The 23,347-nt window shown below is 36.1% G+C and carries 20 protein-coding genes and 1 tRNA gene; 15 read left to right on the top strand and 6 right to left on the bottom strand.

Annotation, left to right across the window (positions count from 1 at the left end):
* Positions 1-84 precede the first annotated feature (84 nt).
* From OD90_RS00785 to OD90_RS00765, 5 genes are read left to right on the top strand one after another with little or no spacing between them, the layout of a single operon-like run.
* On the top strand, positions 85-1,263 hold the full coding sequence (locus OD90_RS00785; RefSeq protein ID WP_144665335.1) for an ABC transporter substrate-binding protein: 1,179 nt from the start codon (positions 85-87) through the stop codon (positions 1,261-1,263).
* Positions 1,256-2,281: an iron ABC transporter permease gene (locus OD90_RS00780; RefSeq protein WP_144665333.1), complete on the top strand. Its 1,026-nt coding sequence runs from the start codon at positions 1,256-1,258 to the stop codon at positions 2,279-2,281. Before OD90_RS00785 ends, OD90_RS00780 begins: the two co-directional genes overlap by 8 nt.
* Positions 2,281-3,072: an ABC transporter ATP-binding protein gene (locus OD90_RS00775; protein WP_144665331.1), complete on the top strand. Its 792-nt coding sequence runs from the start codon at positions 2,281-2,283 to the stop codon at positions 3,070-3,072. Before OD90_RS00780 ends, OD90_RS00775 begins: the two co-directional genes overlap by 1 nt.
* A gap of 32 nt (positions 3,073-3,104) precedes the next feature.
* Entirely contained in the window at positions 3,105-4,514 is a 1,410-nt protein-coding gene (gene rmuC / locus OD90_RS00770) for a DNA recombination protein RmuC (protein WP_144665329.1), read from the top strand.
* Between the two features lie 10 nt (positions 4,515-4,524).
* Positions 4,525-4,890, top strand: coding sequence for a 6-phosphogluconate dehydrogenase (locus OD90_RS00765; RefSeq protein ID WP_144665327.1), 366 nt, complete (start codon positions 4,525-4,527; stop codon positions 4,888-4,890).
* A 50-nt stretch (positions 4,891-4,940) separates the two neighbouring features.
* On the opposite strand, the gene OD90_RS00760 is transcribed toward OD90_RS00765, so the two are convergent.
* The 3 genes from OD90_RS00760 to rpmH form a co-directional block, all read right to left on the bottom strand.
* The gene (locus tag OD90_RS00760) at positions 4,941-5,288 is read right to left on the bottom strand and encodes a T9SS type A sorting domain-containing protein (RefSeq protein ID WP_144665325.1); all 348 of its coding nucleotides are present in this window, start codon (positions 5,286-5,288) and stop codon (positions 4,941-4,943) included.
* 209 nt (positions 5,289-5,497) lie between these two features.
* Positions 5,498-8,350 carry a carbamoyl-phosphate synthase large subunit gene (gene carB / locus OD90_RS00755; protein ID WP_144665323.1) on the bottom strand — a complete coding sequence of 951 codons (2,853 nt, stop codon included), beginning with the start codon at positions 8,348-8,350 and terminating at the stop codon, positions 5,498-5,500.
* A gap of 105 nt (positions 8,351-8,455) precedes the next feature.
* Complete coding sequence (gene rpmH / locus OD90_RS00750; protein ID WP_144665320.1) at positions 8,456-8,617, bottom strand: 50S ribosomal protein L34; 162 nt, start codon at positions 8,615-8,617, stop codon at positions 8,456-8,458.
* A gap of 197 nt (positions 8,618-8,814) precedes the next feature.
* On the opposite strand from rpmH, the gene OD90_RS00745 reads away from it, so the two are divergent.
* From OD90_RS00745 to uvrB, 3 genes are all read left to right on the top strand, one after another.
* A complete protein-coding gene (locus OD90_RS00745) occupies positions 8,815-9,393 on the top strand; it encodes a DUF2892 domain-containing protein (protein WP_144665318.1) in 579 nt (192 codons plus the stop codon).
* Between the two features lie 89 nt (positions 9,394-9,482).
* Positions 9,483-10,661 (top strand): aspartate aminotransferase family protein, encoded by a 1,179-nt coding sequence (locus tag OD90_RS00740; protein ID WP_144665312.1) that lies wholly within the window; start codon positions 9,483-9,485, stop codon positions 10,659-10,661.
* Between the two features lie 93 nt (positions 10,662-10,754).
* Entirely contained in the window at positions 10,755-12,755 is a 2,001-nt protein-coding gene (gene uvrB / locus OD90_RS00735) for an excinuclease ABC subunit UvrB (protein WP_144665311.1), read from the top strand.
* A gap of 67 nt (positions 12,756-12,822) precedes the next feature.
* On the opposite strand, the gene OD90_RS00730 is transcribed toward uvrB, so the two are convergent.
* The gene (locus OD90_RS00730; RefSeq protein WP_144665310.1) at positions 12,823-13,455 is read right to left on the bottom strand and encodes an NAD(P)H-dependent oxidoreductase; all 633 of its coding nucleotides are present in this window, start codon (positions 13,453-13,455) and stop codon (positions 12,823-12,825) included.
* A 77-nt stretch (positions 13,456-13,532) separates the two neighbouring features.
* Between OD90_RS00730 and OD90_RS00725 the strand changes: the two genes are divergently transcribed.
* The 6 genes from OD90_RS00725 to OD90_RS00700 all read left to right on the top strand — a co-directional run bounded on the left by OD90_RS00725 (position 13,533) and on the right by OD90_RS00700 (position 19,779).
* On the top strand, positions 13,533-13,919 hold the full coding sequence (locus tag OD90_RS00725; RefSeq protein ID WP_144669603.1) for an acyl-CoA thioesterase: 387 nt from the start codon (positions 13,533-13,535) through the stop codon (positions 13,917-13,919).
* A 9-nt stretch (positions 13,920-13,928) separates the two neighbouring features.
* Positions 13,929-14,600 carry a vancomycin high temperature exclusion protein gene (locus OD90_RS00720; protein WP_261374436.1) on the top strand — a complete coding sequence of 224 codons (672 nt, stop codon included), beginning with the start codon at positions 13,929-13,931 and terminating at the stop codon, positions 14,598-14,600.
* A gap of 51 nt (positions 14,601-14,651) precedes the next feature.
* Positions 14,652-17,096 carry a gliding motility-associated ABC transporter substrate-binding protein GldG gene (gene gldG / locus OD90_RS00715; RefSeq protein WP_144665309.1) on the top strand — a complete coding sequence of 815 codons (2,445 nt, stop codon included), beginning with the start codon at positions 14,652-14,654 and terminating at the stop codon, positions 17,094-17,096.
* Between the two features lie 119 nt (positions 17,097-17,215).
* Positions 17,216-18,334, top strand: coding sequence for a DNA polymerase III subunit beta (gene dnaN / locus OD90_RS00710; protein ID WP_144665308.1), 1,119 nt, complete (start codon positions 17,216-17,218; stop codon positions 18,332-18,334).
* A 184-nt stretch (positions 18,335-18,518) separates the two neighbouring features.
* The gene (locus tag OD90_RS00705) at positions 18,519-19,583 is read left to right on the top strand and encodes a M28 family metallopeptidase (protein ID WP_144665307.1); all 1,065 of its coding nucleotides are present in this window, start codon (positions 18,519-18,521) and stop codon (positions 19,581-19,583) included.
* Between the two features lie 120 nt (positions 19,584-19,703).
* A tRNA-His gene (locus OD90_RS00700) sits at positions 19,704-19,779 on the top strand.
* Between the two features lie 60 nt (positions 19,780-19,839).
* On the opposite strand, the gene bshB1 is transcribed toward OD90_RS00700, so the two are convergent.
* Together bshB1 and OD90_RS00690 are read right to left on the bottom strand one after the other, a co-directional pair.
* Entirely contained in the window at positions 19,840-20,556 is a 717-nt protein-coding gene (bshB1, locus tag OD90_RS00695) for a bacillithiol biosynthesis deacetylase BshB1 (protein ID WP_144665306.1), read from the bottom strand.
* Positions 20,557-20,637: 81 nt separating this feature from the next.
* Positions 20,638-21,813 carry a trans-sulfuration enzyme family protein gene (locus OD90_RS00690; RefSeq protein WP_144665305.1) on the bottom strand — a complete coding sequence of 392 codons (1,176 nt, stop codon included), beginning with the start codon at positions 21,811-21,813 and terminating at the stop codon, positions 20,638-20,640.
* 158 nt (positions 21,814-21,971) lie between these two features.
* Between OD90_RS00690 and hutI the strand changes: the two genes are divergently transcribed.
* On the top strand, positions 21,972-23,216 hold the full coding sequence (hutI, locus tag OD90_RS00685; RefSeq protein ID WP_144665304.1) for an imidazolonepropionase: 1,245 nt from the start codon (positions 21,972-21,974) through the stop codon (positions 23,214-23,216).
* The last annotated feature ends 131 nt before the right edge of the window (positions 23,217-23,347 follow it).

Here is a 23,347-nt window from a genome sequence, read left to right as displayed (position 1 = left end):
GTCTATTTGCAAAATAAACAGTAAAGAAAATAACATTTAAAATGAGGAGTCTATTTCTTATTTCATAAATGCTATTTTTGAACTATGAAAAAAATGGTTCTAGCACCTGTTATTCTACTTTTAATTAATTTACAACTATTAAGTTGTAAGCAGCAGAGTGAACCCATTAAAGAAACATCTTCAACAGTGGAGTCTGTACAATTAGAAAATGCAGTTACCTACGCAGAGGGCTTTAACATCACTTCATATAAAGATTATACCATACTTGATATTACCAAGGCTTTCCCAGGTTCTGACAAGGTATATTCATATGCGCTTCTAAATGACTCAAATAATACTCAACTTGCAGATTCTCTAAAAAATAGTAACCGCATTGATCAAACTCTAATCACCCCTATCCAGTCTATAATTGTTACCTCTACTACACATATTCCTTCACTAGAAACGTTGGGCGTAGCGCAAACATTAGTTGGGTTTCCAGGGTTAGATTACATTTCGAGTCCGCTTTCGCGAAAGCGTATTGATCAAAATTTAATCAAAGAAGTAGGATATAATGAATCTCTCAACACAGAACTTGTAATAGAGCTATCGCCAGATGTGGTGGTGTCCTTTGGAGTAGAAGGTGAAAATAAAACTTTAAATACGCTACAAAATGCTAAAATACCCGTAATTTATAATGGTGATTGGGTAGAAACCCATCCACTTGGAAAAGCTGAATGGATTAAATTTTTTGGCGCGCTGTATAACAAAGCACATGAGGCAGATAGTATTTTCAAGAGGATTGAAAGAAATTACTTATCAACGAAAGAAAAAGCCAAAAAAATTGTTGACAAACCTACTGTTTTAAGTGGTGCTATGTATAAAGACGTTTGGTATGTACCTAACGGAGAAAGTTGGCAAGCAAAAATTATAGATGATGCGGGCGGAAATTACCTTTGGTCACAAACCGCTGGTACTGGTAGTATTACGATGAGTGTTGAAGCTGTATTAGATGAAGGTCAAGATGCAGCATTTTGGATAGCGCCAGCACAATATACTAGCTATTCAAAATTATTAAGTGACAATAAAGTTTATGGCGAGTTTGATTCTTTTAAAAATAAAAGGATTTATACGTTTGCTAAACAAAAGGGGATTAAGGGCGGAGTTTTATATTACGAGCTTGCACCTAATAGACCAGATCTTGTATTAGAAGATTTAGTAAGTATATTACATCCAGAACAAATGCCTAAATCTTCTATATTTTTTACTCCTTTAGATGAGTAAATCTACATATACATATTGCTTTATAGGATTGACTTTAGTACTACTACTTAGTTTTTTTCTCAATTTAAGTCTAGGGTCTGTACACATTCCTATAAATGAAATTTTTGAAGGTTTTACCGGTGGTGAGTTGTCAAAGAAGTCTTGGGAATATATCCTCTTAGACTATAGATTACCTAAAGCTATAACAGCTGTCATAGCTGGTGCAGGACTTGCTGTAGCGGGTTTATTAATGCAAACGCTGTTTAGAAACCCACTTGCTGGTCCTTTTGTACTTGGTATTAGTAGTGGAGCCAGTTTAGGAGTAGCTTTGTATATTCTGGGTGGCACTGCCATTGGTATTTCCTCAATATATATTTCGGGAAAATGGGGATTGATTTTGGCATCAAGTGTTGGTAGTGCTTCCGTGTTGCTCATTGTGTTATCAGTTGCATCTCGGGTGCGTGATACTATGGCTCTTCTTATAATCGGACTCATGGTAGGGAGTATCACAAGTGCGGTTGTGAGTGTACTCTCTTATTTTAGTAAAGCTGAAGAGCTGCAGCGTTTTATTTTTTGGTCTTTTGGCAGTTTAGGGGATCTTTCGTGGCGTGGAGTTTATATACTTACTGGTTGTTTTGTTATAGGTATTTTTTTATCCATCCTAAGCTTAAAATCACTTAACACTCTATTGTTAGGTGATATGTATGCAAAAACATTAGGGCTAAAATTTTCTAGGACAAGACTTACTATTATTATTTCCACAAGCCTCTTAGCAGGAAGTATTACGGCCTTTGCAGGCCCTATTGCGTTTATAGGTCTTGCGGTTCCACACCTTATAAGACAAGTCATACCTACAGCAAATCATGTTATCTTATTGCCCGCTGTAATGATAGGAGGTGCAATACTTATGCTCCTTTGTGATACGCTTGCACAAGTTCCTTATAGCCAATATACATTACCCATTAATGCAATTTCTGCATTATTAGGTGCTCCAGTAGTTATTTGGTTATTAGTTCGTAAAAAGAAAGTACTGTTTTAATGAAAAAAAGCACATTACATAGTACACTAACCACAAAAGGTCTCTCTGTAGGATACGTTACAAAAAAATCTCAAAGCAGGATTTTAGATAATATCTCTTTTGATTTAAAAAAAAGTACTCTCACTGGTCTAATAGGTATCAATGGCTCTGGTAAGTCTACGTTACTACGTACACTTTCTGGGTTACAACCACCACTTGCTGGAACAATTTTTTTAAATCAAAAACCTTTAACAACTCTAGACAACTTGACTGTTGCAAAAAAAATAAGTGTTGTACTCACACAAGAAAACACTTCAAAAAACTTGAGTGTTTCTGAGCTTGTTGGATTGGGACGGCAACCTTATACCAATTGGATAGGGACTTTAAATAAAGTAGACCTTACTCACATAAAAGAAGCATTACATGTTACCGAAACATATACTATTAGACATAAAAAATGCTCAGAACTTAGTGATGGACAATTACAACGCGTTCTTATAGCGAGAGCACTCGCTCAAGACACAGATGTAATGTTGCTAGATGAACCACTATCACATCTTGACTTACATCACAAAGCATCTTTACTAAAGCTTCTAGCAAGCATTGCACACGATCAAAATAAGACCGTACTTTTTTCTACACACGATATAGAATACGCTATTGAGAGATGTGACTCTCTTATTGTGCTACACAAAGAAGGTGTTTTTATGGACTCACCAGAAAATCTAATAAAGACAGATATATTCAGCTCCTTATTTCCAAGTAAACATATTACCTTTAATACTGTTCAAAAACGATTTGATTTAGAGTAATTATTGCGTTAGGTTCTTTTTATATTTACAGTATGAATGAATCTCTTCTCCTTTTACTTATTGCTACTGGCGCACTTCTTATAGGTGCCGCTCTAGGTTTTTTTATTGCAAATCTTAAAAAGAAAGGTGAGCTTTCTAGTATAGAGGAACGACTTTCACAAGCACAACTAAACGTGACCGAGAGTAAAGACGCTTTCGCGAAAGCAGAAAATCAAATCTCAGAAATACGTGCAGAAAAAGACCTACAACTCACGGCCTTGAGAGCAGCTAATGAGAAGCAGCTTGCGTACTTGAGGGAAGAAAAAGATCAATTTCAAAATGAACTGACCGCACGTAATGTAGATTTTTCTAATCTAAAATTACGTATGGAAGAAAAAAATATGGAATTGCAGCAACTTCAAGAAAAATTTACCAAGGACTTTGAAATTGTAGCTCAAAAAATACTGGAAGATAAATCTTCAAAATTTACTTTACAAAACAAGCAAAATCTTGATATCATCCTCAAACCCCTTCAAGAAAAAATTCAACATTTTGAAAAAAGAGTAGAAGAAACAAATAAAGAAGCTATTGATAGAACCTCTGCCCTTCGAGAGCAAATTAAAGGATTAACAGCCCTTAATGAGCAAATGACTAAAGAGGCCAGCAACCTCACCAAAGCTTTAAAAGGTGATAGTAAGATGCAGGGTAACTGGGGAGAACTTGTACTAGAACGCGTACTAGAAAAATCTGGTCTTGAAAAAGATCGAGAGTATTTTATGCAACAGAGTTTTACTACTGAAGAAGGTAATCGTGTGTTGCCAGATGTCGTGATCCATCTTCCCGATAATAAAAAGATGATCGTAGATAGCAAAGTGTCATTAAGAGCTTATGAGCGTTTTGTAAATGAGGATGATAAAATTTTAAGAGACGCTCACCTTAAAGAACATATTAACGCGCTTAAACGTCATGTACAACAGCTTAGCGATAAAAACTACCACGACCTTTATCAAATAGAAAGTCCAGATTTTGTACTACTCTTTATTCCTATAGAGCCTGCATTTGCCATCGCAATAAATAGTGACAACCAATTATACAATCAAGCATTTGAAAAAAATATTGTTATTGTTACCCCTTCTACCCTGCTAGCAACTCTACGCACTATTGATAGCATGTGGAACAATGAAAAACAGCAACAAAATGCTTTAGAAATTGCTAAGCAAGCAGGGGCCTTATACGATAAATTTCATGGGCTTGTGACTGATCTAACTTCGGTAGGTAAAAAAATGGATGATGCAAAACAAGGATACTCAGCCGCCATGAATAAACTTGTAGAAGGCAACGGAAATTTAATTACAAGAGTAGAAAGACTCAAAAAGATGGGAGCCAAAGCAAAAAAAGCACTTCCTGATGCGATTATAAAAAGAGCGTTAGGTGATGATGATACACTAACTTTGAAAGACTAATAAAAATATTATGAAAAAAATACTCTTTGTCGTCCTTACGACTATCTTCTTAATGGCAGCTGGATGGTTTGCCTTTGTTTATTATGTGCCTTACAGTAAAGGTACTCGTGCTGGAGAACTTATTAAATTTTCTAACAAGGGAGTAGTTTTCAAAACTTGGGAAGGAGAGATTAGTCAAGGCATAAGCGGTGCACAAATTTTTAGCTTCTCCGTCTTGGATAAAGAAGACGACGTAATAAAAAGTCTTAATACTTATCAAGGCCAATATGTGAAAGTAGATTATATAGAACGATTTGGAACATTTTCCTTTTGGGGGGATACTAAATATTTTATAACGAAAGTAACTCCAGAAAAATCACCCCACTTCAATAGATAAAAAAAGGGCTGCAATTGCAGCCCTTTTTTTATCTATTCTAATCTTGAAAACTATCCAATAATAAGTCTCTGGGTTGTTACTTTTTGCTCGTCTGCAAATGCAACAATATAAGTTCCTGCTGGTAAATTACTCACATTGATATCAGTTAGCCCATTAGTAATTTTTTGAGTTATTAATTCATCTCCTAAAATATTAAATACTGTGAGTTTTAATATTAAACCTGATTTATTAGAGATTGAAATTTCACTATTTGCAGGATTTGGGTAGACAGCTACCTGATCGCTTCTATGTGATAATGTAAGCTCTGGAATTTTGGCTATTGCCAAGTCTTTCGTTTGAGAAAAAGATGTAAGTGTCACTAAAATAAAGCTTGCTGTGATTAGTATTTTTTTTAACATCTTTTCTTTCTTTTTGATTACATAAGCAATATATTAATAGATATTCAATTAATCATCATTATGTAAGAATAATATTACATCATTAACTTATATTAACGCTAAAAAACGTGATATGGAGCAATATATATGTATTTAGACGAAAAAACCTCCATGATTACATGGAGGTTTATGGGTTTAGCTTTCGCGAAAGCGTATTTATAAGAAAACAATTACTTACTTAAATACATTTTTCTTCTTGCATATAAATCATAAAAGGCATCATCTCTTAAGTTATCAATAAACAGGATACTTTCTCCAGTACTTTTCATTTCTGGACCTAGCTTTTTATTTACATTAGGAAATTTATTGAAAGAAAATACTGGTTGCTTAATAGCATATCCTTCTAGTTGTGGATTAAAATTAAAATCCTTTACTTTTTTCTCTCCTAACATCACTTTCGTCGCATAGTTAACGTAAGGTTCTTTATATGCCTTTGCAATAAATGGTACCGTACGGGATGCTCTAGGATTTGCTTCAATGATATAAACTTTATCATCTTTAACCGCAAACTGTATATTAATAAGGCCTACGGTCTCTAAAGCTAAGGCTATCTTACGGGTGTGATCTTTAATTTGCTCCAACACTAAATCACCTAGATTGAATGGTGGAAGTGTCGCGTTAGAATCTCCAGAGTGAATACCACAAGGTTCTATGTGCTCCATGATCCCAATAATATAAACATCTTCCCCGTCACAAATGGCATCTGCTTCTGCTTCAATTGCTCCATCTAAATAATGATCTAGCAACAGTTTGTTATTAGGTATTTTTTGTAATAAATCTACTACGTGCTCTTCTAGGTCTTCGTCATTAATAACTATTTTCATTCCTTGACCTCCTAATACATAAGAAGGGCGCACAAGAATTGGGTAATCTAATTTCTTAGCTACTGCTAGTGCTTCATCTGCTGTTTCGGCTACATCAAATTCAGGGTAAGGAATATCTAAATCTTTTAAAAGAGATGAGAAGCTTCCTCTATCTTCTGCAAGATCTAAAGCTTTGTAGCTTGTTCCCAAAATCTTTATACCATAGCGATCTAGCTTTTCTGCAAGCTTGAGTGCTGTTTGTCCTCCTAGTTGTACAATGACACCTTCTGGCTTTTCATGCCTTATGATGTCGTAAATATGCTCCCAAAAAACAGGCTCAAAATAGAGTTTATCGGCTGTGTCAAAATCTGTAGAAACCGTTTCTGGATTACAGTTAATCATGATAGTTTCGTAACCACATTCTGCCGCGGCAAGTACACCATGTACACAGCAATAATCAAATTCAATCCCTTGTCCAATTCTATTGGGTCCAGATCCTAATACAATTATTTTCTTCTTATCTGAGACAATACTTTCATTATGAGAAAATTTATTCCCATCTGCAGTTTCCATCTCATTTTCAAATGTAGAATAGAAATAAGGTGTTTTTGCAACAAACTCTGCCGCACATGTGTCTACAAGCTTGTAGACTCTATTTATTTTTAGTTCATCTCTTTTATTGTAAACTTCACTTTCAAGACACCCTAGCATGTGTGCAATTTGACGATCTGCAAATCCCCGCTGTTTTGCTTCCAGTAGCAACTCTCGAGGTAAGGTATCAATTTTATAATTAGATATTTCTTGATCCATCAAATGCAGTTCTTCATACTGCTTTAAGAACCACATATCTATTTTAGTGATCTCATGAATACGTTTGAGCGGAATTCCCATTGCAATTGCGTCATAAATGACAAATACACGATCCCAACTCGCATTTGTAAGCTTTTCTATGATTTGATCATAGCTCTTTAATCCTTTACCATCTGCTCCTAAGCCGTTACGTTTTATCTCTAATGATTGTGTAGCTTTATGAAGTGCTTCTTGGAACGAGCGACCTATGCCCATCACCTCGCCTACAGATTTCATCTGTAAACCTAAAGTACGATCACTACCTTCGAATTTGTCAAAGTTCCATCGCGGTATTTTAACAATCACATAATCTAATGTGGGCTCAAATAGTGCTGATGTAGATTTTGTTATTTGGTTATCAAGTTCATCTAGGTTGTAGCCTATAGCTAGCTTTGTCGCTATTTTTGCAATAGGATAACCTGTAGCCTTAGAGGCTAATGCAGATGATCGAGATACACGTGGATTTATTTCAATTGCAATAATTTCTTCTTCATTATCAGGATTTACAGCAAATTGAACATTACACCCTCCTGCAAAATCACCTATACTGCGCATCATGTGTATAGCCATATCACGCATTTTCTGATACGTAACATCAGATAGGGTCATAGCTGGAGCCACAGTAATAGAATCTCCTGTGTGAATCCCCATAGGATCCATATTTTCTATAGTACAAATAATTACAACATTATCATTTGCATCTCTTAATAACTCTAACTCATACTCTTTCCAACCTATCAAGGCTTTGTCTATCATTACCTCATGTACCGGCGACACCTCTAGACCATGAGAGAGTAACTCATCAAAATCTTCTTCTTTATAAACAAAAGATGCTCCTGCTCCTCCTAATGTAAAGGAAGATCGAATTACAAGTGGAAACCCAAACTCTTGGGCAATTTCTTTACCCGTTAAAAAAGAATTAGCGCTCGCTTGAGGAGCCATAGGTATCCCTATCTCTCGCATTAAGTTTTTAAATTGATCTCTATCTTCCGTAATATTAATAGCATCAATATCTACTCCTATTAAATCTACTCCAAAATCTTTCCAGATGCCTTTCTCATCTGCTTCAATACATAAATTGAGTGCTGTCTGCCCCCCCATTGTGGGAAGCACTGCATCTATTTGTGGATGCTCTTTCAAAATCTGAACAATTGATTTTGTGTTAAGCGGTAATAAATACACGTGGTCTGCCATAGACGGGTCTGTCATTATAGTGGCAGGATTTGAGTTAATAAGTATGGTTTCGATACCATCTTCACGTAAAGAACGTAAGGATTGAGAACCAGCATAATCAAATTCACACGCTTGACCAATTACAATAGGCCCAGAACCGATGAGAAGGATGGACTTTAGGTTTTTGTTTTTAGGCATTTAAAATAGTATTTCTTAATTTCTAAAATTATGAACTGACAGGGTATAAAAAAAGGTGTTACTTAAAAAAAGTAACACCTTAATATGTACATCAATACGGATGCATTATTTTTTATGACGCGTCTCAGAAGAAACAGATATTTTCTTTCTTCCTTTAGCACGACGACGTGCTAAAACTTTACGACCGTTTACTGAAGCCATACGCTCTCTAAAACCGTGCTTATTTCTTCTTTTTCTCTTTGATGGCTGAAACGTTCTTTTCGGCATAATCTATTACTTTAGGGTCTTTAAGACCAATGTGATTTTAATTCGTTCTTATCGCTTTCTAAGCTGGGCGCAAATATACAATCTATTTTTACAATCACAAATGGAAAATAAAAAATATTTTACTCGCTTTTAACTACCTTTGCAATCTGCTTAACTAAGCGCAAAAATAACTCCTTAATCTGATTAAATAAAAGATAATGTTTAATAAAAATATCAAACTTTTTCTCGCAGTAGCAACAATCGCCCTCGCTGTTTGGCAATTTATAGAAAATGAAATAGGAAATGGAATCATGCTTATTTTATTAGCTGCAATATTCGTCCTCCTTTATTTTAAAAATGAAATTATTGTCCTAGCCTTCTTACGTTTAAGAAAACAAGACTTTCCAGGTGCACAAAAATGGCTTTCTAAGATTAAAAACCCAGAAGCTGCGCTTGTAAAAAAACAGCAAGGATATTACTATTATCTTCAAGGCTTAATGGTAAGCCAAGATAATATGACACTTGCCGAAAAGCATTTCAAGAAAGCAATTAATTTAGGATTATCGATGAGTGCAGATCTTGCTATGGCAAAATTAAATCTTGCAGGTATTGCAATGACCAAAAATCGTAAACGTGAAGCACAAACATTACTAAAAGAAGCAGAGGCTCACGATAAACACAATATGTTAGCAGGTCAACTTAAAGAAATGAAGGCAAACATGAAACGCGCAGGGAACCAGCCTAAGCGGCAATATGGACAACCTACATCTGCTAGAGCTGGAAGAAGACAACGTTAATAAATTATTAGCATGCATTTAGATATATAATAATGTAGACGCTTCCGCGAAAGCAAAATCAAAACAGCTACAAGCTTCCCATAATCATTTTGAAATCTGACTTTTTCAAATATCAAGCTCAAACCACGCCGCATCCCCTAGCGATGGAAGTGCATCGTGCAGAGGGAAGCTATATTTATGATACCTCAGAAAAAAGATATTTAGATTTTGTAGCAGGTGTTTCTGCATGCAGCCTAGGACACCAACATCCCAGAGTAAAAGATGCGATCAAGTCACAACTGGATAAATATATGCACGTCATGGTATATGGAGAATACGCACAATCTCCAGCTGTGCAACTCACAAAACTACTCGCTCAACACTTGCCTTCTCCTTTAGAAAGTACCTATTTAGTTAATAGTGGTACAGAAGCCATAGATGGTGCAATAAAGTTGGCTCGTAGAGCCACAGGACGCACAGAAATTATCGCAGCTGTAAATGCATATCACGGTAATAGTTATGGAGCATTGAGTCTTATGAGCAATGAAGAACGTACTGCTCCTTTTAGACCTATGGTAGGTGATATTTCTTTTATTAAATTTAATTGTGAACGGTACCTCGATCGGATTTCTAAAAGAACAGCTGCTGTTTTTCTAGAAACTATTCAAGGTGGCGCAGGCTTTATTGAGCCTATCAATGATTTTCTTCATAAAGTCAAGACACGATGTGATGATGTAGGAGCTTTATTAGTTCTTGATGAAGTACAACCTGGAATGGGACGTACAGGTAAGCTATTTGGTTTTGAGCACTACAATGTCACGCCAGATATTTTAGTTACTGGTAAAGGTCTTGGAGGTGGGATGCCTATAGGTGCTTTCACAGCATCAAGAGAATTGATGACTTTGCTTTCTGACAATCCAAAATTAGGACACATTACCACCTTTGGCGGTCACCCAGTAATTGCTGCTGCGGCACTAGCCACCTTACAAGAAATAACCGAATCAGACCTTATAGAAGAGACGCTGAAGAAAGAGCAACTATTTAGGTCTCTATTAGTACATCCTTTAATTGAAGAAATTCGAGGTCGCGGACTCATGCTCGCGTTAATTACCCCATCTGCAGAGATTGCATCAGAAGTTATTTTAAAGTGTCAAGACAGAGGTCTCATTTTATTTTGGTTACTCTTTGAGAGTAAAGCCATTCGTATTACGCCTCCATTAATAATTTCAGAAAAAGAAATTAGAAAAGGCTGTGCTATTATTTTAGAAGTGCTCTCTGAAATTGAATGAGCCTAATAACACCCTAATTCTTATGATTTCTTTAGGAGTTTTACGCTTTCGCGAAAGCGTAAAAAACCCGTATTTTTATACAAAAGAAAGCGCTTGAAATTTACACTACAATCTGACTTTAAACCTACTGGTGATCAACCCTCTGCAATTAAATCTTTGACAGAAGGGATTCATGCAAAAGAAACTTACCAAACATTATTAGGAGTTACTGGAAGTGGAAAAACATTTACGATTGCAAACGTAATAGAGAATGTTCAAAAACCTACATTAGTACTTGCACATAATAAGACACTTGCAGCACAATTATACAGTGAGTTTAAAGCTTTTTTTCCAGATAATGCTGTTGAATACTTTGTGTCTTACTATGATTATTATCAGCCCGAAGCGTTTATCCCATCCTCTGGAGTATACATTGAGAAAGATTTATCTATTAACGAAGAGATAGAGAAAATGAGGTTGAGCACTACCTCATCACTCCTTTCTGGACGAAGGGACGTGCTTGTAGTTGCCTCTGTATCCTGCTTATATGGTATAGGTAACCCTGTAGAATTTCAAAAAAATGTTATTGAAATTAAAACAGATCAGGTCATTGCTCGCACGATGTTACTTAAAAAGCTTGTACAAAGTTTATACTCGCGTACTGAAGGAGACTTTAACCGAGGTAACTTTAGAATAAAAGGAGATATTGTTGAAATTTTTCCTGGCTACTCAGATATGGCTTTTAGGGTTCACTTTTTTGGAGATGAAATTGAAGAAATTGAAGCTTTTGACCCAAAGAGTGCAGAGGTTATTGAAAAATACTCAAGACTTAGGATCTACCCTGCAAACATGTTTGTTACCTCACCAGATGTTTTACAAGGAGCCATTAATCAAATAGGGGAAGATCTTGTGAAGCAAGTAGGCTTCTTTGAGGAAGTAGGAAAACATCTGGAGGCAAAACGCCTCGATGAACGCACTAATTTTGATCTTGAAATGATACGAGAGCTAGGATATTGCTCTGGTATTGAAAATTACTCTCGATACTTAGACGGTCGTGAGCCTGGAACAAGACCTTTCTGTTTGTTAGACTACTTCCCTAGTGATTATCTTATGGTTGTAGATGAAAGTCACGTAACGGTTTCTCAAGTAAGTGCCATGTACGGAGGTGATAGGAGTAGAAAAGAAAATCTGGTAGAATATGGATTTAGATTGCCTGCGGCTATGGATAATAGACCGCTTAAATTTGAAGAGTGGGAAGCTTTACAGAATCAGGTAATTTATGTTTCTGCCACACCTGCAGATTATGAATTACAAAAATCTGAAGGAACTTACGTGGAGCAAATCATTAGACCTACAGGTCTATTAGACCCTATTGTAGAAGTACGACCTTCACTTAATCAAATAGATGATCTCATAGAGGAGATAAATAAAGTTGTAGAGAGAGACGAGCGCATTTTAGTAACTACACTCACAAAGCGTATGGCAGAGGAACTCACAAAATACCTTACACGAATTGATATAAGAACACGATATATACACTCAGATGTAGATACTTTAGAGCGAGTAGAAATTATGCAAGACCTTCGCAAGGGATTATATGATGTTCTTGTAGGAGTTAATTTACTAAGAGAAGGATTAGACCTACCGGAAGTCTCACTAGTTGCTATTCTTGATGCAGATAAAGAGGGGTTTTTACGTAGCAATCGTTCCCTAACTCAAACAATTGGTAGAGCAGCCAGAAACGTAAACGGCAAGGCCATCATGTATGCAGATAAAGTTACGAAGTCCATGCAAGAAACCATAGACGATAGTAACTATCGCCGTCAGAAGCAAATTGATTATAACACTAAAAACGGCTTGACACCTATGGCGATTAAAAAATCGCTAGACAATGCCTTAACGCGCAAAGCCACCTATAAAGTCGAAGCCGAAGAACTTGTAAACCTCGCTGCCGAGGATGCAGAAGAATATCTTACTAAACCGCAAATTGAAAAGAAAATACGTACTACACGTAAGGCTATGGAAACTGCCGCAAAAGAATTAGACTTTATGCAAGCAGCAAAATTACGTGATCAAATCAAAGCTTTTCAAGACCAACTTAAGGAATTAGCATAACGTGTCCTCGTCATGTTTACTTCGCTTTAATAGTTTTAAAATACGCTTTCGCGAAAGCATAAAGCAATTACATATCTATCACTGAATTTTCCAGCGGCTTACGTACCTTTTTAAAATCTGAAAACATATCGTCTTCTGCTCTGTACCCTACAGGCAGTACTAGAACAGCCTCTATACCTTTCTCTGCAAGCCCTAAAATATCATTATACTCACTAGGAACAAACCCCTCCATAGGACAAGCGTCTATTCCTTCTAGCGCGCACACAGTAAGAAGATTACCCATAACAAGGTACGCTTGTTTTGCTGCCCACAATTGCTTTTCTTGCTCTGAAGTTGTTGTAAAATGATCGAGCAAATAGTTCTTGAAGGGTTTTAAAACCTCTTCAGGGGTACTTCTAATATCCTTAACTCTATCAAAGTAATTTTCTACGTATACTTTACCTACATTTTTTTCAATACAAAGTATGAGTAAATGGGATGCATCTGCAACTTGGCGCTGCCCCATTGACGCAGCAACTAATTTCTCTTGTATAGTCTTATCATTTAAAACCACAAGACGTACAGGCTGTAAACCAAAACTAGTAGCTGTAAGATTAAAAGCTTTTTTTAGAGTATTTATCTTCTCAAAAGATAATTTATTGTTAGGGTTAAATTTTTTTGTAGCGTATCGCCATTTTAGCGCTTCTAATACTTGTGTCATTTATTGGGTTTTAAGACCTTGCAAAGATACAATGAGCTTCTTAGTGAGAGGTCTCCTTTTTAAAAAAATCTAAGATGATGGCTAGTATAGAAAATCGCATAAGTAAATCTGAAACCCGCATCTTCAAGGCTGTATTTCCAAACACAACAAATCATTATGATACCCTTTTTGGAGGAACTGCTTTGCACATGATGGATGAAGCTGCTTTTATTTGTGCTACGCGCTTTAGTCGTAAGAAGGTAGTAACTGTGTCTACTGATCAAATAGACTTTACAAAATCAATCCCTCAAGGTAGTTTTGTAGAGTTAGTAGCACATGTAGAAAAAGTAGGTAATACGAGTTGCATTGTACGCGTGGAAATATTTAAAGAGGATATGTATAGTGAAGATCGTGAACTTGCAGTCGCTGGAAGATTTACATTTGTGGCCATAGATGACGATAAAAAACCAATTTCAATTTTATAAATTTAACTTGTGACTAAAATTGTTAAAAAAAGCATCTACACACTCCTCATATTGGGAGTGCTCATGATTAGTTTTATAATGGGGCTATCATGGTATATTCAATCCTCTACAAAGGATCAAATTTCAAATAAAATCGATGAGATCCCATCAGTTTACACAGTTATCGTATTAGGTGCCAGTGTACGTGCAAATGGAAATCTATCTACAATGCTAGAAGATAGAGTAGAAAGCGCATTACAATTATACAATAATGGCAAGGTAGAGCGTTTTTTACTGAGTGGCGATAATGGTACAAAATCATACAATGAGCCACAGGCTATGAAAGAATATTTAATGCAACAAGGAGTACCAGAAGACATTATCTTTCTAGACTATGCAGGGTTTGATACTTACGACAGTATGTATCGAGCAAGTTCTGTCTTTAATGTAAAAAATGCAGTCGTGGTCACTCAAGAGTTTCACTTACCTAGAGCTATTTATATTGCAAACAAATTAAACCTTAACTACTATGGTCTCATAGGAGATAAACGTGCTTACCAACAAGAAGATCGAAATAAAAAGAGAGAACTTCTAGCTAACGTGAAGGCATTCTTAGAGCTCACTATTGGTAAAGAGCCCAAATATCTAGGAGCGCACATCCCAATTGATGGACCTCCACAATCTACTTATCCAACTAATTAATTTTTAGAAATAAAAAAACTACTGTAGTTTTACTAGATAAAATTTAAGCCCTTGATAGCCATACTCAAAAAAGAAGTTTCCTCATTTTTTACTAGCGCCATTGGCTATCTTGTAATTGCGTTATTTCTCGTAATCACAGGTTTATTTCTTTGGTTCTTTGAGGGGCAATTTAACATTCCTAATAGTGGATTTGCAGATCTTGCCCCCTTCTTTCAGCTTGCACCATGGATTTTTTTACTTCTCATCCCAGCTATAACAATGCGGAGTTTAAGTGATGAGCAAAAACAAGGTACATTAGAATTACTACTCACAAAGCCTATTACCACTTTACAACTTACGTTAGGCAAATATTTAGGAGCCTTCTTATTAATTATAATCGCTTTAGCACCTACTTTAATTTATGTGATTGCAATATATCAATTAGGTAATCCTACAGGTAACCTAGACACTGGAGTGACTATTGGGTCTTATATAGGTCTGTTATTTCTATCAGGTGTGTATACCTCTATAGGTATATACACTTCCTCGCTTACAGATAATCAGATCGTGGCTTTTATAAGTGCTGTGTTTATATGTTTTTTGCTTTATTATGGGTTAGAAGGTATTGCTAATTATCATTTTTTAGGTAGTGGGGATCGAATTATTGAAAATCTTGGAATTCAATCTCATTATGAAAGCATTAGTCGTGGGGTAATAGACTCTAGGGATTTGGTTTATTTTATATCGCTTACTGCTTTCTTACTATTTCTTACTGTGCGTAGGTTACAAAGACAGCAATATAAAAAGGAAAAATCTGTATTTGTAAAAGTATTTAAAACTACGCCATCTATACTAATAGGGTTATTAGTGCTCATAATGATAAATCTGATAGCCTCCACCATTCATAAACGTTATGACCTAACGCAAGATCAGAGGTATAGTCTAAGTGACCCAACTAAGGATATCTTAGATCAAATAAACAGTCCGCTTATAATTGATGTGTTTTTAGAGGGTACATTTCCCTCAGAGTTTAAGAAATTGCAAAATGAAACGCAGTATCTTCTAGAAGAAATGCAGGCATACAATCCAAAAATTCTTTTTGCGTTTTCTAACCCTGTTGAAGAAGGACAAAACCCTGCAGAGGTTTCTGCGCAGTTTAACTCTTTTGGGATGAACACAATCCCACTTAAAGTTAAGAGTGATGGTCAAGAAACTACACAAACCATTTTTCCTTGGGCGACTATTAATTACAATGATAAGGCTATCCCAGTATCATTAGTTAAAAATGTAGCGGGAAGCTCTCCAGAACAGTTAGTCTATAGTTCTATTCAGAATTTAGAATACGCCTTTGCCGAAGGGTTCAATCGCTCTGTAAATGCAAAATCTAAGCGAATTGCTGTTCTCAGAGATAATGGTGAATTACCTGATGCAAAAATTGCAGATATGTTCCGTAAGCTAGGAGAAACTTATAGTATTGCCCCTTTCCCTATGAATGTTGCAAATCAAGATCCTTCAAAGGCTTTAAACGCTCTTCAAAACACCTTTGATCTAGTTGTGATTGCTAAGCCCACAAAACCATTTACAGAAAAACAAAAATATGTAATTGATCAATACATTCTAAATGGAGGAAATACCCTCTGGATGCTAGATGCAGTCATAATGGAAGATGATAGTTTACGTAACGACACCAGTAAGGCGATTGCTTTTGAGCGTGATTTAAATCTTAATGATCAATTTTTCAACTATGGAGTGCGTATAAACCCAGCATTAGTAGTAGACCTCTACTCTGCCCCACTAAGTGTAGCTGCTGGTGATGGGAGTTCTTCACAGTATGTACAATTACCATGGTTTTACAGACCACAAGTTCCCGGCTTAAACACACATCCTATTAACACGAATATTGAAAGGCCCGTTAAATTTAACTACGCTAGCCCTATAGAATTACTTAAGAATACCCCATCTATTGATCAAACTGTGTTGCTCACTTCTAGTATTTTAACAAAGATAGAGGCCGTTCCAAGAGAAATATCACTAGCGCAGGTAGATCAAGAACCCATAGAAGGAGATTTCAATGCTGGAAATCAACCGCTAGCCGTTCTATTAGAAGGAAATTTTGAAAGCGCTTTTAAAAATAGAGTGTTACCTAGTGGAGTACATAAAGATAGCTTTCGCGAAAGCGCTACAAAACCCTCAAAGTTTATTCTCATCTCTGATGGGGATATTATCGCAAATGAAATAGACAGAAAGGGAAATCCTCTCGAACTTGGCTTTGACTATTATACGCGTACAGGTTACGGTAACAAGGAATTTTTACTCAATGCTGTAAATTATCTGCTAGATGACACTGGTCTTATTAACATAAGGACTAAAGAGATTGCACTTCCATTTCTAGATGGTAAGAAAACTGCACAAAATCTAAGTACGTGGAAAGTCTTGACTATGGCGGTGCCTCTGACTATATTAATAATTTTTGGAGTCATTTATGGCTGGATTAGAAAAAGAAAATTCGCCCACTAGCTGTTGATAAGTTATTTTCTGTAGCCGTGGCAATTCAAATATATTTGTATGAACGTAGTAGAATTCTAAGCCTCTACAAAAAATATTTATTTTCTTGCCATTGCAAAACCTAACTTTTTATGAAATTTATAGTATCTAGTTCGTACCTTCTCAAACAACTACAAGTACTGGGTGGGGTGATCAACAACAGTAATACGCTCCCTATTCTCGATAATTTTCTTTTTGAATTAGACGGAAACTCACTCACTGTATCTGCTTCAGATCTTGAAACAACTATGACGGCAAAGCTAGATGTAGAATCTAGTGATAATGGATCTATAGCAATTCCAGCTCGCTTATTGCTTGACACACTCAAAACCTTTCCTGAGCAGCCTTTAACTTTTACTCAGCACGAAAATAATACAATTGAAATAAGCTCTAATCATGGTAAATATGCACTTGCGTATGCAGATGGAGCTGAGTTCCCAAATGCTGTATCCTTAGAAGATCCAAGTGTTGTTAAAATACCTGGAAACGTACTAGCGACCGCAATAAGTAATACAATTTTTGCAACTGGAAATGACGACCTACGCCCCGTAATGAGTGGTGTATTTTTTCAATTTGCAACAGACGGACTTACTTTTGTAGCCACAGATGCACATAAATTAGTAAAGTATATGCGCACAGATGTGGTCGCTTCACAAGCTGCTGAATTCATCATGCCAAAAAAGCCGCTGAACTTGCTTAAAGGCATTCTTGCTACTTCTGATGATGAAATTTCTGTAGAGTATAATGAGAGTAACGCAAAATTTACGTTTGATAATGTAGAGCTTGTCTGTCGTCTAATCGATGGCAAATACCCTAATTATGAAGCGGTCATACCAAAAGAAAACCCTAACAGACTTTCTATTGACCGTAATCAGTTTTTAAATTCTGTACGTCGAGTATCTATATTTTCAAATAAGACAACTCACCAGATTCGTTTAAAAATTGCTGGTGCAGAACTTAATATTTCTGCAGAAGACATTGATTATAGCAACAAAGCCGAAGAACGTCTTACTTGTGATTATCAAGGAGACGATATGCAAATAGGTTTTAACTCTCGCTTCTTAACTGAAATGCTTAATAACTTAAATGCAAATGATGTGTCTTTAGAAATGTCATTACCTAATAGAGCTGGAATTCTTACTCCCGTGGATGGACTTGATGAAGGTGAATATGTTACCATGCTGGTAATGCCAGTAATGCTTAACAACTAGCATTTAAATTTAATTACCTAACCAACCAATAGAAAGCCACTCAATTTGAGTGGTTTTTTGTTACGCTTTCGCGAAAGTGTATCCTAATCTACATAATACGTAATCACACTTAGAAACTTTTGCAAATGCCTTTTCTATAGTGTATTGAAATACTTACTTTTAAGCCTCTTAACAAAATAATTATATGAAAAAATACATTGCGCTATTAAGCCTAGGGATTATTGCTATTTCTTGTAATGAAACAAAAACTGTCGTGACCCCTCAAGAACCTGCAAAACCTACCATCGTTGACCTTACAGGACTAGAAAGTAATGAAGCAGACGTTAACAAATATGCAGGAACAATAACTGCAAACGAACTGCAAGACATGCTCTATATTTATGCAAGTGATGAATTTGAAGGACGTAATACAGGTGAGCCCGGACAAAAAAAAGCCGCAGAGTATTTAAAAAATTACTATAAAAATTTAGGAGTTGCACCGGGTAATAAAGGTGATTACTATCAAATAGTTCCTAATACTTTTTTTAGAAAAGGAAGCGGATTAAATGATTCTGAAAATGTACTCGCTTTTATTAAAGGTTCTGAAAAGCCTGAAGAAGTACTAGTTCTTTCTGCTCACTTAGATCATGTAGGTATGGATGGCAAAGGAAACGTTTTTAATGGTGCAGATGATGATGGATCTGGAACTGTAGCCATCTTAGAGATTGCAGAAGCATTTAAACAAGCTGTAATTGAAGGAAAGGGCCCAAAAAGATCCATATTATTTCTACATGTAACCGGAGAAGAAAAAGGTCTTTATGGATCTGCTTACTACTCAGAAAATCCTGTGTATCCACTAGAAAATACAATTGCAGATCTCAACATAGATATGATAGGACGTAATGACGATGCACACTTAGAAGACAATAACTACGTATACCTTATAGGTTCTGATAAATTAAGTACAGATCTACATAATATTTCAACGGCTGTAAACAAAAAGTACTTTGACATTAATCTTGACTATAGATACAATGTAGAAAACGAGCCTAATCGCTTTTACTACCGCTCTGATCACTACAATTTTGCTAAGAAAAACGTTCCTATCATTTTTTATTTTAATGGAGTACATGATGATTATCACCAGATAAGCGATACACCAGATAAAATAAACTACCCCCTTTTAGAGAAGAGAGCGCAACTAGTTTTTGCAACCGCTTGGGAACTTGCAAATCGCAAAGAACGTCCAGTGGTAGATAAAGCTCAATAATTTTAATATATATACGCACTGTAAATCAGAAAATTAAAAAAGGAGTGAAAATTTTCACTCCTTTTTTTGTTTAAAATGTTGTGTATGTATCAATATTAAGTATCTTTGCCCTCGCAAAATGGTGGTTGTAGCTCAGTTGGTTAGAGCGCTGGTTTGTGGTACCAGAGGTCGCCGGTTCGAGACCGGTCTTCCACCCTTCTAAAGTCTTCAGAGAAATCTGAAGACTTTTTTATTTGCAAATAACTCTCACTCAATCTCATATCAGATCAAATAAACTTGCTACTGCTGGATAACGTTCTACAGTAAATCCTTCTCCATACTCAGTACCAATAAGTCTCCCTAAATCGCGAGCCCTGTAATTAATACTTTCCTTAAATGTTTTACTTGAGATAGGCGTATCCCCATCCTTATTATTTGGGTCATGAAATTGCGAACTATAGGCAAATACAGCTTCACACTTCTTATCTATAAACCCACTCACATCCACTACTACATCGGGTGTAATATTCTTCCACTGTATGTAATGATAGACGAACTTAGGCCTCCACTTTTCTTGTGATACTCCATTTAAATATGTTTCTATTTTTACTAAACCACTTAAAAAACAAGCATCGCTGGCTAATTTACTTCCCTTTCCATGATCAATATGTCTGTCTTCGATTGCGTTACAAAGCACCATATCAGGCTTATACTTCCGAATCACTTCAATAATTTTAAGTTGATTCTCTTTAGTATTCTCAAAAAAACCATCTGCAAGTGCTAGGTTTTCACGCATTGCTACACCTAAAATTTCTGCAGACGCTTGAGATTCTTGATCTCTAATAGCTGCGCTTCCACGAGTACCCAACTCACCACGAGTAAGGTCTAGTATACCTACTTTTTTGCCATTTGCTATTTCTTTTGCAAGGGTTGCACCGCAACCTAATTCTACATCATCTGGATGTGCACCTATGGCAAGTATGTCTAATTTCATAAATTTTGTTTATTGATTGTTTAGCTAAAAATGTTTCATTTTTTTTACCTTTTTAAAATGAGTTGGAGAAAAATCAATAGATTAATCTGCTACTAAAACAGTCTTTTTAATGACTGCTTCTAGCGCTTGGTCAATATCTGCCATTAGGTCTTCTTTATCCTCTATGCCTACAGAAAATCGTATTAATCCCTCTGCTATACCCTGTTTTTTACGTTCTTCTTCACCTAAAAGAAAATGAGATGTTTGAGCCGGGGATAGCATCGTACTCTCCACTCCAGCTAGACTCATAGATGGTTTTATAAGATGAAGTGCTTTTTGAAACAACTCTGGGTCTATATGAGGGGCAAGCTCGAATGACATCATTCCGCCAAAACCTTTCATCTGTTTTTTTGCTAAATGATAATCCTTATGTGATTTTAAACCTGGATAATAAACCACAGAAATTTCTTCTTTTTCTTCAAGCCACTTTGCTATTTTCTTGGCATTTTTGTTTTGTGCTTTTACTCGCAAAGACATAGTTTTCATACTACGTTCAAGCATCCAAACGGTCATATCACTTAGACTACCACCCAAGTTTTTTGCTAGATGCCAGATTTTATCTATATGTTCTTGAGAACTGGCGACTGCGCCAGCACAAATGTCGCTATGTCCGCCCATATATTTAGTAGCCGAATGAATAATGACATCAACACCAAAATCTACTGGATTTTGATTGATAGGACTCGCAAATGTATTATCTATCATAGTTATAATACCATGTTTTTTAGCAAGCTTCGTAACCATAGACATATCTGTCACCTTCATAAGTGGATTAGATGGGGTTTCTATGTATATTACCTTGGTTTGTGGCGTTATCGCTTTCGCGAAAGCGGATTCACTTAGATCTTCTGTGAACGTATACTTTATTCCGTATTTTTCAAATTCTTCGACAACAAGATTATAGGTTCCACCATACAATGTTTGTTGTAAGACTATATGGTCTCCAGACTGTAAAAAGGAAAGTAATGAAGTACTCACCGCAGCCATACCACTCCCAAAAATCATTGCAGCTTCTGTCTTTTCTAAAGCGGCAATTTTCTTACTTAACCCTTCTTGATTAGGCGTATTAAAGTAACGAGGATAACGCTTTACATCGACATCCATAAAAGCATAAGACGAGGATAGATAAATGGGAGAAACGGCCCCTTTATGCTGCTCATCTATAAGCTGACCAGCGTGCGTACAAATAGTATGAATTCCTTTGTAAGTAGTACTCATTTTCTTTCAATTTTTATTCTTTAAAAATACGAAAAACCGTTCCCGTTTGAGAATGATTTTCTTTGATCATCAAATTCAAAATTTTAACGACCGACTTGTTATTCTAGTTATTTTTTTTGATAAAATAGACTGAGATAAAGTTGTTACCTTTATTCGCAATGAAATTAATTACAAACATTCACCAGCTATTGGTGACAGGAGAATATCAAAAACCAGTCGCAGGCGATAATATGAACGAGTTACATATGCTAGAAAACGCATATCTCGTTATTAAGGAAGATCGCATTTATGAATATGGACTTATGGATGACTTACATCCTATTGCCGCAGATGAAGTTATAGATGCTACGGGGCAAATCGTTATGCCTATGTGGTGTGATTCACACACGCATCTTATCTATGCAGCTACACGGGAAGATGAGTTTGTAGATCGTATTAATGGTTTATCCTATCAAGAAATCGCTAGTCGAGGTGGAGGGATTTTAAACAGTGCCCGCAGATTGAGAGAAATGTCTGAAGATGATCTTTACAAAGATGCTTTAAAGAGACTTCACAAAGCAATATCTTTAGGGACAGGAGCTATAGAAATTAAATCTGGATATGGCCTTACTGTTGAAGCAGAACTCAAAATGTTACGTGTTATACAGAGACTTAAGAAAGACGTAGCTATACCCATAAAAGCTACCCTACTTGCAGCCCATGCAATTCCCGAGCGATTCAAAGAAAATAGAGATGCATACATAAAAGAGATTGTTGAGGAGATGATACCTTCTTTTTGTAGCAGTACTGAAACTGACAGTCCCCTTGTAGATTTTGTTGATATATTTTGTGAGACAGGGTATTTTACAGTTCAAGAAATGGACACCATTTTAACAGCAGGAATAAAGTACCGTCTTAAACCTAAAGTGCACGTAAATCAATTTACAAGTATAGGAGGCATCGAGAAAGCCGTAGCACTAGATGCACTTTCTGTAGATCACTTAGAGGAACTTACGGATCAAGATATTAAAGCTCTTCAAGGATCTACAACCATTCCTGTAGCACTACCTGGGTGTTCATTTTTTATAAATATACCCTATACTCCTGCAAGACGTATCATTAGTGCAGGATTACCTATTGCTATTGCAACCGATTATAACCCTGGCACTTCCCCAAGCTTGTCAATGAATTTTGTAGTTTCTCAAGCGTGCATCAATTTAAAAATGACACCAGCAGAGGCAATAATTGCTGCTACGATCAATGGAGCCTTCTCTATGGATGTTGCCAATGAAACAGGTAGTATTACTAAGGGGAAAAAAGCAAATTTAATTATTACAAAACCTCTTAATTCATACAAAGCAATACCATATCATTTTGGCGAAAGCCAAATAGAAACTCTGATCGTAAACGGAGAGGTTTTATGATTTGATCTAATTTTGATGTAAAACAAAAAAACAGTAGTGATTATTTTTGAATGGAAATGGTCTATGTACCCTAGGGAGTCTTCGGCTATTAAGAATATTCATAAAACGTGTCTCTTTGTTACACAATAAAT

Source organism: Dokdonia sp. Hel_I_53 (genome assembly GCF_007827465.1).
In the GTDB taxonomy this organism is placed as follows: Bacteria; Bacteroidota; Bacteroidia; order Flavobacteriales; family Flavobacteriaceae; genus Dokdonia.
The sequence above is the reverse complement of the archived record's forward strand: the minus strand, read 5'-3'. Positions and strand labels throughout refer to the sequence as shown.